Genomic DNA, 12,404 nt, shown 5'->3' with positions numbered 1-12,404 from the left:
TACGTTTTCTCGGAGTTTGGACGGACCCATGACCTACGTCGTCACCGACGCCTGCATCCGCTGCAAATATATGGACTGCGTCGAGGTGTGTCCGGTCGATTGCTTCTATGAAGGCGAGAACATGCTCGTCATCAATCCCAGCGAGTGCATCGACTGCGGCGTGTGCGAGCCGGAATGTCCCGCCGAAGCGATCCTGCCCGACACCGAAAGCGGGCTGGAACAGTGGCTTGAGCTAAACAACACCTATTCGGCGCAATGGCCCAACGTCACCCGCAACGCCAACCAGACCCCGCCCGATGCCGACAAGTGGAAGGGCGTCGAGAACAAGATCGAGCATTTCTCGGCCGAGCCCGGCGCGGGCGACTGAACCCGACGATCATGTTCCACGTGAAACGATGGCCGGGCCGCAGCAGCGGTTCCGGCCGTTTGGCTTTGCGCTGGTAATTTTGTTGCAACGTTGCTATAATCCCACGTGACGGCGGCAGTTTCATGCCCCGCCCGGAGACCACCTTTAGCAACGTCCCACGTCGTCCAACCTGCCGCCGCCGGAATCAGCGATGGCAGGAATCGATGCTTTCGGGACGACGACCACGGAAAGGTTACCAATGGCTGCCAAGGCATTGTCCTTCGATGTCGGCGATTATGTCGTGTACCCCAAGCACGGCGTTGGCCGTGTGATCGAACTCCAGCGTAGTGAGATCGCTGGAATGCAACTCGAACTCTATGTGCTGCGCTTCGAAAAGGAACGCATGACGCTGCGCGTTCCGACCAACAAGGCGGAAAGCGTCGGGATGCGCAAGCTGTCGTCGGACAAGACGATGCGCGAAGCGATGGAAACGCTGAAGGGCAAGCCCAAGGTCAAGCGCACCATGTGGTCGCGCCGCGCGCAGGAATATGAAGCGAAGATCAATTCGGGCGACCTGGTGTCGATTGCCGAAGTGGTCCGCGACCTGTTCCGTGCCGACGACCAGCCCGAGCAGAGCTATTCCGAACGGCAAATCTTCGAAGCGGCGGCCAGCCGCCTGGCCCGCGAACTGGCGGCGATGGAGCAGGTCGACGAACCCAAGGCGCTGGAGCGGATCATCGAGATCCTGCGCGACGCCGCGGCGATCTATAACAAGGAAAAGACCGCGGCCTGATTGGGCAGCGATCCGAACCGAACCAAAAGGGCGGCCGGCGACGGTCGCCCTTTTTATTGTCGCGGGACTGGCGAATCGCGCCTTCATGGTGTATTAATACAGCAATACATGGAGGTGGCGATGCGTTGGTGGATCGTCGTAGCGGGATGGGGGCTGACGGCGTGTAGCGGCAGTCCGCCGGCTCCTGCCAATGCCGTCGAACCATCCCTGACGGGGCTTCGCGATTTCGATGCCATCACGCTGGACAGCGGTGATTCGGTCGAGGTGCGCCAGGGAGCGGATTATGCCGTCCGCATCGAAGGGCCGATCGAGGCCCGGAACCGAATGTCGATCCGCCGCGACGGTAACACGCTGAGGATCGGTCGCCGGGAGCATGGCCTGTGGACCGTCGATCGCGGTGCCGTGCGCATCGTGGTGATGATGCCGGTGATCCGCGCCGCGACCCTCGCCGGATCGGGCGACGTCACGATCGATCAGGCAAGCGACCCGTTCGTCGCAACGCTCAGCGGATCGGGCGACATGACCATCGGGCAGTTGCAGGGCGACCGGACGACGCTGACCGTTTCCGGCACCGGCACGATCGCTGCCGCCGGGTCGGTTCGCGCGATGACGTTGACGGTGACAGTGACAGGATCGGGCGACATCGACGCCCGACAAGTGCAGGCGACGGAGGCGGTAGTGTCGGTCACCGGCAGCGGCGATGTCGCCGCCACGATCAACGGTGTGGCGCGGGTGTCGCTGGTCGGCAGCGGATCGGCGACACTGGGTCCCGGCGCGCGCTGTGTCGTCCAGCGGGTCGGCACCGGCGAGGCGCATTGCGGCTGAGCGACTTGCCAAGCCGGGCAGGACGCGGGATGCAGGTGCCATGATTGCCCCGCTCCTTGTCGCCGTCCTGCTGGCACCGGCTGCCGCCGCGCCCGTCCCTCCGCCGCAGGACGCCGAGCGCCGGCTGATGCTCACCGGATTCGACCGGGTGCAGGTCGATGGGCCGTTTACCGTCCGGGTATCGGCAGGGACGGCGATCGGCGGACGGATCGTCGGTGCGCCACGCGCACTGGATGCGGTGGACGTTCGGGTCGAGGGGCAAACGCTGATCGTTGCCCCGGCTCGCGACGATGGCGGGCGTCCCGATGCCGCTTCGGCCGAACCGCTGGTGGTCGAGCTGACCAACGACCGACTGGCCGGAGTCGCGGTACGAGGCCCGGCGAAGGTCCGGGTCGAGCGGATGGCCGGGGCGCAGCTCGATCTGTCGCTGACTGGTGATGGATCGATCGAGGTCGGAACGATCGATGCCGGGCGGATCGATGCGATGCTCATCGGGTCGGGCCGGCTGACGCTGGCGGGGCATGGTGGCGAAGCGCAGTTCCTCGTCAACGGTCCCGGTACGATCGATGCGGGCGGCCTGTCGATCGACGCGCTGCTGGTGCAAAGCCAGGGGACCGGCACCGGCCGCTATCGCGCACGCTATACCGCCGACATCAACGCGCAGGGGTCGGGCATGGTCACGGTCGACGGAACGCCGCGCTGCCGGACGCAAGGCAGCGCGACGATCCGCTGCGGATAGCCGGGGCCGCCGGCTATCCGCCCGCGATCAGGCGGGTTCGCGCGCCAGCGTCGGGTAATCGGTGTACCCCTCCGCTCCGTGCGAATACCACGTTGGCATATCGTCCTTGTTGAGCGGCGCACCGCGCTCCAGCCGTAGCGGCAGGTCGGGATTGGCGAGGAACGGCCGACCAAAGGCAATGGCATCGGCAACTCCGCCGTCCAGCTCGGCCTGCGCCTTGTCGCCGTCATAGTCCTGGTTGAGCACCAGTGGGCCGGCAAAGACCTTGCGGATTTCGGGCGAGACGCGTGGCTGGGTCGCGCTGCCGAACGTGCCGTCGGGGCCGGGTTCGCGCAGTTCGAGGAAGGCGATGCCCTTGTCCGACAGCAGCCTGGCTGCCGGCACGAACACCGACGCCGGATCGCTGTCGATCACGCCCTGCGTATCGCCATTGGGTGAGAAGCGGACGGCGGTGCGCCCGGCGCCCACTTCGGCGATCAACCGGTCGACCACTTCGCCCAGCAGGCGGATGCGGTTTTCCGGGCTGCCACCATAGGCATCGTCGCGCTGGTTCGCGCCGTCGCGCAGGAACTGGTCGATCAGATAGCCATTGGCGGCGTGGAGCTGTACCCCGTCAAAGCCGGCGGCCTTCGCATTGCGCGCCGAACGCGAATAATCGTCGAGGACTCGGGCGATGTCGTCCAGCGTCGCGGCGCGCGCCTGCGCATAGGGCTTCTTGCCGTCATAGGTATGCGCCTTGCCCGGCGCGGTGGTCGCCGCTGCCGACAGCGGTGCCGCGCCACCAAGGAAATCGGGATGGACCACCCGGCCCATATGCCACAACTGGGTAAAGATCCTTCCGCCGGCGGCGTGGACGGCGTCGGTGATCGGCTTCCACCCCTCCACCTGTTCGTCGGTCCACAGGCCCGGCGCGAATGGCCAGCCAAGGCCCTCGCGACTGATGCCGGTCCCTTCCGAAATCAGCAACCCGGCCGAGGCGCGCTGCGCGTAATAGTCCGCCATGATCGCGGTCGGCACATGCTCGCGCGTGCCGCGCCCGCGGGTCAGCGGCGCCATCAGCACGCGGTTGGGTGCCTGAATATCCCCCAGGGTAATGGGGTCGAACAGACTGGGCATAAACGAAAACTCCTGTGCCTCACGGAAATGCAGGCGACGTCGGAAAGATAGGGCGGTAGGGGACGCCATGCAGCCGGTGTCGTCTGAAACAAATATTATGCCGCCCCCAAGAACGCCGCGCGGTGCGATCGTTGCCGTGGTGTTCGCCAATATCGCGCTGGCATTCGGACCATGGTTCGTACGGCTGGCCGATACCGGACCGGTGGCTGCCGGTTTCTGGCGGATCGCACTGGCGCTGCCGATATTGCTGGCGGCGGCGGCGTGGACCGACCGGCGGGCGATGGTACCGACGCGTAGCCTGTGGCTGCCATTGCTGATCGGTGGCCTCGCCTTTGCCGTCGATCTGGGATCGTGGCATATCGGCATCCGTCGGACGACGCTGGCCAATGCCACCCTGTTCGGCAACTGCGCGGTGCTGATCTTTCCGCTGTACGGCTTCATCGCGATGCGTCGCTGGCCGACCCGGGCGCAGGGGCTGGCGTTGCTGCTGGCGGCGGTCGGCGGGATGCTGCTGCTCGGCCGGTCCGCCGAATTGTCGTCGCGGCATCTGGCCGGCGATCTGTTCTGCCTGCTCGCCGGTGTCCTCTACGCGGTCTATTTCATCGCGATGCGCGGCGTACGACGGACGATGGCACCGCTCCCCGCGCTCGCGCTGTCGAGTGTCGCCGGGGTGCTGCCGCTGCTGCTGTTCGCGCTGGCGCTGGGCGAAACCGTCCTGCCGGAGCGGTGGGGGCCGTTGTTCGCGCTGGCGCTGGTCAGCCAGATCGCCGGACAGGGGCTGATGATCTATGCGCTGGGGCATCTCAGCCCGCTGGTCGTCGGCCTTGCGCTGCTGGTGCAACCGCTGGTCGGCGCGACGATCGGCTGGCTGGCCTATGGCGAACGGCTGGGACCGATGGACGCGGTCGGCGCGGTGCTGGTGGCGGCGGCGCTGGTGATCGTCAGCGCGCGCCGCTCCCCGGACAAATAGCGGTCAGGCGATCCCGGCGCGGCCCAGATCGACCAGCGCCTCGCCGAAGCGGGCGATGTCGCCGGGCGCGAAGCCGGCGATGTTGATCCGGCCCGACCCGGCCATGTAGATGCCGTGCGTCGCCCGCAGCCATTCGATCTGCGCGGGGGTCAGCGGCAACGTCGCGAACATGCCCTTGCCATGGGCCAGCGGGGCGAGGTCGACCGATCCCGCCTGTCCCAGCGCTGCCAGTTCGCCGCGCAGCCCCTGCAACCGGGTGCGCAGTGCGTCCAGTTCACCGCGCCAGTCGGCGGCGAGTTGTTCGTTTTCCAGCACGATCCGCACCGCCGCCGCACCATGATCCGGCGGCATCGACCAGTTGGCGCGGGCCAGCGCCAGCAGGTTGGACAGGACGATGTCGCGCGCGTTCCCGTCCGGCGTGGTCGCCCACAATGCACCGGTGCGTTCGCGGTACAGACCGAAATTCTTGTCGCACGAATAGGCGACGATCGCGAACGGCACCGCGTCCAGCAGCTTGCGCGTGCCGGCGGCGTCGGCCTCCATGCCGTCGCCCAGCCCCTGATAGGCGAGGTCGATGAACGGGATCAGCCGGCTGTCGGCGACGGCCTCGGCGATCACCTGCCACTCCTTATCCGTGGGGTCGATGCCGGTCGGGTTGTGGCAGCAGCCGTGCAGCAGGATCGCGTCGCCAGCCTCCGCCTGACCGATCGCCGCGCGGATCGCGGGCAGGTCGATCGTCTGCGCCGCCATGTCGAACATGGCGTGCGGCACCACGACGATCCCGGCAGCGGCAAAGACCGGTGCATGGTTGGCCCAGCTCGGCTGGCCGACCAGGATGCGGCGCACGCCGGCCTTCGCCAGCAGTTCGGCCCCCAGCCGCAGCGCGCCGGTGCCGCCCGGCGTCTGCAGCCCGCAGCGGCGTTCGGCCGGAAAGCCGCGCCCGAACACCAAAGGTTCGAGCAGCGCGACAAAGCCCTTGTCGCCCTCCGGACCCAGATACGCCTTGCTGTCCTGCGTCGCGATCAGGCGCATTTCCGCCTGCTTCACCGCCTGCATCACCGGGGTATGGCCGTGATCGTCGCGAAAGACGCCGACGCCCAGATCGATCTTGTGTGCCCGGGCATCGGCGCGGAACGCCCCGATCAGGCGGAGCAGCGAGTCGGCGGGCTGGGCGACCAGCGAACGGAACGGCATGAAAACTCCCGGAGACGGCGTGAATGCCCGCCTATAGGCCGATCCATGCGGCGAATGGCAGGCAAAACCCTATCTCCGGACACGGAATAGCGCCGGGCGTGGCGCTTCGATCACAGGTTGGCGAGATATTGTTCGAGATCGTCGCTGCCGCCGATGCGTTCGCCATCGATGAACACCTGCGGCGTGGTGTCGACGCCCTGGTCCGCCTTGAAGGCGTCCACCTCCTCCCGGCTGCGCAGGATCTGGTCGTCGACGGTGAAGCCGGCGGATTGCAGCAGCTGTTTCGCCTTCACGCCGAACGGGCAGGTGTGATCGGGCAGGACCATGCGATACAGCGTGGCTTCGCGGGTGTCGGACATCGTGGTTCCTCAGGCTGCGGTTTCAGCCGGCATAGCGTGTCGGACCGGCGCAGGTTCCGCCGTTGCCGTTTGACCCCATGCGCCCTAGCTAGGGAAGCATGATGGAGGATGCGATGGCCCCGCTGGCACCTGCCGACCTGACGCTCGACGAACTGCGCGCCGCGCTGGCGCCGCTGGTCGCCGCCAATGCCGCGTTCGACGGCTGGAACGACAAGGCGGTGGAGGCGGCCGCCCGCACCTTCGGTGCCGATGCCGACGTCGCACGGCTCGCCTTTTCGGGCGGCGCGGTCGAGATGATCGACGCGTGGTTCGCCGAGGTCGACCGCCGGATGGTCGAGGCGGTCCGCGCCGACGCGCTTGCCGCGATGAAGATTCGCGAGCGTATCACCGCGCTGGTCGAGGCGCGGCTGGCGGCGGTCGCGGGCGAGCGGGAAGCGCTGCGCCGCGCGCTGGCAATCCTCGCCATGCCGCAGAATGTCGCGCGCGCGACGCGGCTGGGATGGCGGACGGTCGACCTGATGTGGCGGCTGGCCGGCGATACCGCGACCGATTACAACCATTATACCAAGCGCGCGATGCTGGGCGCGGTCTATGGCGCGACGATCGCGGTGTTCCTCGACGACGAGAGCGGGGGCCATGCCGACACTCGGGCGTTCCTCGCGCGGCGGATCGACGGCATCATGCGCTTCGAAAAGATGAAGGGCCGCATCCTGGCGTCGCGCGATCCCGAACGACGGCTCAGCCTGTCGCGCTTCATCGGGCGACTGCGCTATCCTGCGGTCTGAGGCCCACCCATCGTTGCTCCTGCGCAGGTGGTATTCCGTATGCGCCAGCCTTCGGGGCAGGATCGAATCGGCACCGTCGATGGATTCCCGTCGTTTCGGGAATGGAAAATGTTCTGTGGTGACATTCAGCTACTCCCGGTATCCTTCCTGATCGCTGCCTCCAGCCTATCGTCACCCCGGACTCGTTCCGGGGTCTACGGCGTAGCCATCGGTGTGGTGTGAGCCTTTATCGACCGCGATTGCGGCTCGGTGGACCCCGGAACGAGTCCGGGGTGACGAAATGGAGTATGAAGATCGATCGGACCTGAATCGCCACGGCGAGGGCCAAAGAATCCGCTTCCCTTGCCCGGCGCTTATTGCTAATCAGTCGCAATGTTGTCGCCCAATCTGCACCTCACCCAGCTGCCCCGTACCTGCCGGGCGACGGTCGCGTCGGTCGATTGGGAGGGCATGTCGCCCGGCGAAGCGCGTCGCCTGCGCGAATTCGGCCTCGACGAAGGGGTCGACATCGAATTGCTGCACCGCGCGATGCTGTCGGGCGGGCCGCTGGCCTGCCGCATCGGGCGGATGACGGTGGCGCTTCGGGCGCATGTCGCGGGCGCGATCCGCGTCGCGCCGCTGGCGGGCTGACGGCACGCTCACGTGAACGCTGCACCTCTGGTCGCGCTGGTCGGCAATCCCAATGCCGGCAAGACGGCGCTGTTCAACGCATTGACCGGCGCGCGGCAGAAGGTCGGCAATTATCCGGGCGTCACCGTGGAACGCCATTCGGGCCGCCTCGCGCTCGATGACGGCCGCCCGATCGAACTGGTCGACCTGCCCGGCACCTACAGTCTCGACCCCTCCAGCCCGGACGAAGCGGTCACGCGCGACGTCGTGCTGGGGCGGCAGGCGGGGGAGCGGGTGCCCGACGCGCTGATCGTCGTCGCCGACGCCACCAATCTCGACAATCACCTGCGCTTCGTCCTGCAATTGAAGTCGCTCGGCCGGCCGATGGTGCTGGCGCTCAACATGATCGACATGGCGGCGCGCGATGGGCTGAAGATCGACCTCGCCGGGCTGTCCTCTGAACTCGGCCTGCCGGTCGTGGCGACCGTCGCGGTGCGCAAGCGCGGCCTCGACGAATTGCGCGCCGCCCTGGCCGGGATTCTGGCGGCCGCACCGCGCACCGCGCCGGTCGAATCGGTCGAATCCGACATCCGCCATTTCCAGCGCGAGGCGCGCCGCATCGCCCATGCCGCGACCATTGAACAGCCGCGGATGCGCGCCGTGACCCGCGGTATCGATCGCGTCGCGCTGCATCCGGTCGTCGGTCCGATCCTGCTGCTCGCCATCCTGTTCGTCATGTTCCAGGCGGTGTTCAGCTGGTCCGAAGCGCCGATCGGCTGGATCGAGGGATTGCAGGGCTGGCTGGCCGACAGCGCCACCGCCGCGCTGCCCGCCGGCTTCCTGCGCGACCTGCTGGTGCAAGGGGTCATCAACGGCGTCGGATCGGTGGTGGTGTTCCTGCCGCAGATCCTGATCCTGTTCCTGTTCATCCTGCTGCTCGAAGCATCGGGATATATGGTGCGCGCCGCGTTCCTGATGGACCGGTTGATGAGCGGGGTCGGCCTGTCGGGCCGCGCCTTCATCCCGCTGCTGTCGTCGTTCGCCTGCGCGATTCCCGGCATCATGGCCACCCGGTCGATCGACGATCCCCGGGAACGGCTGACCACGATCCTGATCGCGCCGCTGATGACCTGTTCGGCGCGGTTGCCGGTCTATGCCGTCATCATCGGCGCGTTCATCCCGGCGCGGGCAGTGCTGCCGGGCGTCGGCCTGCAGGGGCTGGTGCTGCTGGTGCTGTACCTGACCGGTATCCTCGGCGCGGTGATCGCGGCGTTCGTGCTGCGCCGGACCGCGACCAAGGGCGTGGGCGGCGGGTTCCTGATGGAAATGCCGCGCTATCAGCTGCCCTCGATCCGCGACATCGCGATCGGGTTGTGGCAGCGTGCCTATGTCTTCCTGCGTCGCGCGGGCACGATCATCCTGCAGGTGACGGTCGCGCTCTGGCTACTGACCTCCTATCCGGTCGCGCCGGCGGGGGTGAAGCAGTCGGAATATTCGATCGCCGGACGGATCGCGTCGGGGCTGGAGGTCGTGCTGCGGCCGATCGGGTTCAACCACGAAATGTCGCTGGCGGTGATCCCGGCGATGGCCGCGCGCGAGGTCGCGGTGTCGGCGCTCCAGACTGTCTATGCGATCGACGCGGCGGACGAGGAACAGGGCGCGCAGGAACTGGGCGGGCGGCTGCGCAGCCGCTGGAGCCTTGCCACCGCGCTCGCCTTCCTCGCCTGGTTCGTGTTCGCGCCGCAGTGCCTGTCGACGATCGCAGTCGCGCGGCGGGAGACCAATGGCTGGAAATGGCCGCTGGTGATGATTGGCTATCTTTTTGCCCTCGCCTATATCGCGGCGGGTGCGACCTATTGGACGGCGGTCGCCTTCGGGCTGGGGTAGGGCAAGGGGGCATGTCCGTCGCCTTCCGCGTGGCGGACGATGGCTTCGCAGATGTCATGCGTCGCCACGATGGCGGCGGCATCGACCGGCCTGCGCTCCCGCGCGGCGAGCAGGAAGTCGTCGCACATCGCTTCGAAGCCGCGCTGCCGTTCGACCGGGGTCCAGTCGGATCGACGGTGCAGGCCTTGCGCCCCGCGCGTTTCAATCCGATCGGCGAGGTTCAGCACGGTATGGCGCGCCCCGCCGCCGATGACATCCAGCCGTTCCTCGTCCAGCCCGCTGTCACGATGCATCGTCCCGATGGCGGTAAAGCCGTCGCCGGCCAGCGTGAGGGTGACGCTGTGCAACATGCCGTCCACGACATGGGTTTCGATCATGCGTCGGCGCACCGGTGCCGGGGCAAGGGACAGCAGCGTGTCGACGACATGGATGAAATCGTCGAAGACGACCCGCCGGGCGATGTCGGGTTGCCGGCAGCGGTGCTTTTCCATGACGATCAGGCTGGCATCGATGCCGCGCAGGGCGACATAATCCGGCGCAAATCGCCGGTTGAAGCCAAGGAAGAGCGGCGTGGCACGCGCCGTCGCCAGCGCCACGAGCGCCTCGACCTCTTCGAGCGTATCCGCGAGCGGCTTGTCGACGAAGGTGGGAATACCCCGCTCGAGCAACAGCCTGACCAGTTCGCCATGCGCCGGCGTCGCCGCGTGGACGAAGGCCGCGTCGAACGATGTCGCCGCAAGCGCGTCGGCGGCGCTGGCGTGCCGGTGCGCGATGCGGAACGCGCGGCCAACCTCGTCCAGCACGGCTTCGTTGCGGGTCGCGAGGTGCAGGTCGAGATCGGCTCGCCTGGACAATAGCGGCAGATACGCCTTGCGGGCGATGTCGCCCAAGCCGATCAGCAGCACGCGCATATCTTGCATCCTCGGGCCGGCGGGGTCGCCATGGTCGGCTACGCGATGGCCAGTGCCTGCCATTCGTTCAGCGCTGCTTCTTCGTGATGGTCGCAGTGAAATCAGGGTCCTTCTTCGCGACCCAATCCACGAACTTGCGCACATTCGGATGATCGAGCAGGCCGGCCACCGCCATGCCATGCCGCTCCAGTTCGGAATTGGTGAAATTCGCGATCACGGTCTGCTGGCAGATGAAGTGCATCGGCACGACATCACGACCACCACGGCTCTTGGGCACGGGATGGTGCCAGACGATGATCTTGCCGGTCGGCCGGCCGCAGAGCCAGCACGGCACCGGCGGGGGCGGTGCGTCGTCTTCCCGGGGAAGATGATCGTAAGGGTCCTGCTTTGAACGTCTGGCCATGGGTCGATCCAACTGCGTCGAATGCCCTTGCCTGTAGCGAAGCCATCCGCCGCATCCTATGGAAAGCTGCCAACAGGGTCCCGTCACCACGGACCGATCGGGAAAGAACGATGACGGAGCCACGGAAATCCTGGGATGCGGCGCTGGTCCGCACATGGCTGGAACGCCGTTATGAGGCATCGCGGCTGGATCAGGCGGCGGCGGACCGGCGCGGCTACGATGCCCGCGACGATTTCGACAAGGCCGCGGCGGAGGAATGGGCGTGCCGCGCGCTGAAACATGCTGACTGCACGAACGAGCAGGCGACGTTCGCCGCCCGGCTGAAGGAACTGATCGGCCAAGACGACTATGCCGCGACGGGCATGAACGACGACATCCGGTTCGAACGGCATGTTCGAACCTATCTGCGGAAGCTGGCCAAGATGACGAAGGCGAATGAAGGCTTCGACAAGACCCTTCGCTATCAGTGAGGGGTGCGTTTGCCCGGTGACCTGAGGTTACCCCCGCTTTGAACGGCGGTTTCCGTCGGTGGCACAGGCCGGGGCAAACCGCTTCAGTCCTCGCGCTTCGCCCCGTCGAGCAGCGCGGCGCGGCGGGCTTCCTCCTGCTCCTCGACCGCCTTCGCTGCCCTGGTCCGGCCGAACTTGCGGCGGTTGGCATCGGCTTCCTGCGATTTTGCGGCCTTTTCGCGGGCCTTGCGGAATCGGTTGAGGTTGATGACGTCGCCCATATACGGCTCCTCCATAACCGGGCATCTTGAACCTGGGCTGGTTGCACGGCAAGCACTGGCATCCCGCCGTCCGGTGGCATAGGAAGCCGGACTATATCTTTCTCGGAGAACTGCGCCATGGCTGGCAGCGTCAATAAAGTCATCCTCGTGGGCAATCTGGGCCGCGACCCGGAATCGCGGTCGTTCCAGAATGGCGGCAAGGTCGTGAACCTGCGCATCGCGACGTCGGAATCGTGGAAGGACCGCAACAGCGGCGAGAAGAAGGAAAAGACCGAATGGCATTCGGTCGCGATCTTCAACGAAGGGCTGGCCAACGTCGCCGAGCGGTTCCTGCGCAAGGGATCGAAAGTCTACATCGAGGGTCAGCTGCAGACGCGGAAGTGGCAGGACCAGCAGGGCCAGGACAAGTACAGCACCGAAATCGTGCTGCAGGGCTTCAACAGCGTGCTGACGATGCTCGACGGTCCCGGCGGCGCACAGGGCGGCGGCGGCAGCCGTGGCGGTGGCGACTTTGCCGGCGGCGATGATTTCGGCGGCGGTTCGGGCGGCGGCTATGGCGGCGGATCGTCGGGCGGTGCGCGCGCCGGCGGCAGCGGCGGCGGGTTCAACTCGGGCGGTAACAAGGGCGGCAATTTCGGCGGTGGCAGCGGCGGTGGCTTCGGCGACGATCTGGACGACGACGTGCCGTTCTGATCGTGCCGATCGCCACGGCGAAACGAAACCGGCCCGCTTTCCTG

General features: G+C 66.9%; 16 protein-coding genes. 10 read left to right on the top strand and 6 right to left on the bottom strand.

Annotated elements, in window-relative coordinates:
• Nucleotides 1-28: 28 nt before the first annotated feature.
• The 4 genes from fdxA to ASE83_RS02100 all read left to right on the top strand — a co-directional run bounded on the left by fdxA (nucleotide 29) and on the right by ASE83_RS02100 (nucleotide 2,703).
• Nucleotides 29-367: a ferredoxin FdxA gene (gene fdxA, locus ASE83_RS02115; RefSeq protein WP_055757295.1), complete on the top strand. Its 339-nt coding sequence runs from the start codon at nucleotides 29-31 to the stop codon at nucleotides 365-367.
• A gap of 238 nt (nucleotides 368-605) precedes the next feature.
• Nucleotides 606-1,139, top strand: a complete 534-nt coding sequence (locus tag ASE83_RS02110; protein WP_055757298.1) for a CarD family transcriptional regulator — start codon at nucleotides 606-608, stop codon at nucleotides 1,137-1,139.
• A gap of 120 nt (nucleotides 1,140-1,259) precedes the next feature.
• Nucleotides 1,260-1,964 carry a head GIN domain-containing protein gene (locus ASE83_RS02105; RefSeq protein WP_162236600.1) on the top strand — a complete coding sequence of 235 codons (705 nt, stop codon included), beginning with the start codon at nucleotides 1,260-1,262 and terminating at the stop codon, nucleotides 1,962-1,964.
• A gap of 40 nt (nucleotides 1,965-2,004) precedes the next feature.
• Nucleotides 2,005-2,703, top strand: a complete 699-nt coding sequence (locus ASE83_RS02100; RefSeq protein WP_055786606.1) for a GIN domain-containing protein — start codon at nucleotides 2,005-2,007, stop codon at nucleotides 2,701-2,703.
• Between the two features lie 27 nt (nucleotides 2,704-2,730).
• Here the strand turns inward: ASE83_RS02100 and ASE83_RS02095 are convergent, their stop codons facing one another.
• Nucleotides 2,731-3,819, bottom strand: coding sequence for an alkene reductase (locus ASE83_RS02095; RefSeq protein WP_055786610.1), 1,089 nt, complete (start codon nucleotides 3,817-3,819; stop codon nucleotides 2,731-2,733).
• 97 nt (nucleotides 3,820-3,916) lie between these two features.
• On the opposite strand from ASE83_RS02095, the gene ASE83_RS02090 reads away from it, so the two are divergent.
• On the top strand, nucleotides 3,917-4,789 hold the full coding sequence (locus ASE83_RS02090; protein WP_200921846.1) for a DMT family transporter: 873 nt from the start codon (nucleotides 3,917-3,919) through the stop codon (nucleotides 4,787-4,789).
• A gap of 3 nt (nucleotides 4,790-4,792) precedes the next feature.
• On the opposite strand, the gene ASE83_RS02085 is transcribed toward ASE83_RS02090, so the two are convergent.
• Together ASE83_RS02085 and ASE83_RS02080 are read right to left on the bottom strand one after the other, a co-directional pair.
• Nucleotides 4,793-5,983: an amino acid aminotransferase gene (locus ASE83_RS02085; RefSeq protein WP_055786616.1), complete on the bottom strand. Its 1,191-nt coding sequence runs from the start codon at nucleotides 5,981-5,983 to the stop codon at nucleotides 4,793-4,795.
• 110 nt (nucleotides 5,984-6,093) lie between these two features.
• Nucleotides 6,094-6,342, bottom strand: a complete 249-nt coding sequence (locus tag ASE83_RS02080; RefSeq protein WP_055786619.1) for a glutaredoxin domain-containing protein — start codon at nucleotides 6,340-6,342, stop codon at nucleotides 6,094-6,096.
• Between the two features lie 98 nt (nucleotides 6,343-6,440).
• On the opposite strand from ASE83_RS02080, the gene ASE83_RS02075 reads away from it, so the two are divergent.
• The 3 genes from ASE83_RS02075 (at nucleotide 6,441) to feoB (ending at nucleotide 9,623) form a co-directional block, all read left to right on the top strand.
• Nucleotides 6,441-7,127, top strand: coding sequence for a COQ9 family protein (locus tag ASE83_RS02075; protein ID WP_055786622.1), 687 nt, complete (start codon nucleotides 6,441-6,443; stop codon nucleotides 7,125-7,127).
• A gap of 372 nt (nucleotides 7,128-7,499) precedes the next feature.
• Nucleotides 7,500-7,757 (top strand): FeoA family protein, encoded by a 258-nt coding sequence (locus ASE83_RS02070; protein WP_055786625.1) that lies wholly within the window; start codon nucleotides 7,500-7,502, stop codon nucleotides 7,755-7,757.
• A gap of 12 nt (nucleotides 7,758-7,769) precedes the next feature.
• Nucleotides 7,770-9,623 carry a ferrous iron transporter B gene (feoB, locus tag ASE83_RS02065; protein ID WP_055786628.1) on the top strand — a complete coding sequence of 618 codons (1,854 nt, stop codon included), beginning with the start codon at nucleotides 7,770-7,772 and terminating at the stop codon, nucleotides 9,621-9,623.
• On the opposite strand, the gene ASE83_RS02060 is transcribed toward feoB, so the two are convergent.
• Nucleotides 9,590-10,534: a Gfo/Idh/MocA family protein gene (locus ASE83_RS02060; RefSeq protein ID WP_082443236.1), complete on the bottom strand. Its 945-nt coding sequence runs from the start codon at nucleotides 10,532-10,534 to the stop codon at nucleotides 9,590-9,592. The two genes, feoB and ASE83_RS02060, sit on opposite strands and share 34 nt — an antisense overlap.
• A gap of 67 nt (nucleotides 10,535-10,601) precedes the next feature.
• Nucleotides 10,602-10,937, bottom strand: a complete 336-nt coding sequence (locus ASE83_RS02055) for a hypothetical protein (RefSeq protein ID WP_055786631.1) — start codon at nucleotides 10,935-10,937, stop codon at nucleotides 10,602-10,604.
• A gap of 110 nt (nucleotides 10,938-11,047) precedes the next feature.
• Between ASE83_RS02055 and ASE83_RS02050 the strand changes: the two genes are divergently transcribed.
• Nucleotides 11,048-11,407 (top strand): hypothetical protein, encoded by a 360-nt coding sequence (locus ASE83_RS02050; protein WP_200921847.1) that lies wholly within the window; start codon nucleotides 11,048-11,050, stop codon nucleotides 11,405-11,407.
• Nucleotides 11,408-11,490: 83 nt separating this feature from the next.
• On the opposite strand, the gene ASE83_RS02045 is transcribed toward ASE83_RS02050, so the two are convergent.
• Nucleotides 11,491-11,682: a DUF4169 family protein gene (locus ASE83_RS02045; protein ID WP_055899589.1), complete on the bottom strand. Its 192-nt coding sequence runs from the start codon at nucleotides 11,680-11,682 to the stop codon at nucleotides 11,491-11,493.
• Between the two features lie 102 nt (nucleotides 11,683-11,784).
• Here ASE83_RS02045 and ssb point away from each other — a divergent pair, with 102 nt between their 5' ends.
• On the top strand, nucleotides 11,785-12,360 hold the full coding sequence (gene ssb, locus ASE83_RS02040; RefSeq protein ID WP_055786634.1) for a single-stranded DNA-binding protein: 576 nt from the start codon (nucleotides 11,785-11,787) through the stop codon (nucleotides 12,358-12,360).
• Nucleotides 12,361-12,404: the final 44 nt, after the last annotated feature.

This window comes from Sphingomonas sp. Leaf32 (assembly GCF_001421765.1).
GTDB lineage: Bacteria > Pseudomonadota > Alphaproteobacteria > Sphingomonadales > Sphingomonadaceae > Sphingomonas.
Note: the sequence above shows the minus strand (reverse complement) of the source record. Positions and strands in the feature narration are given on the sequence as shown.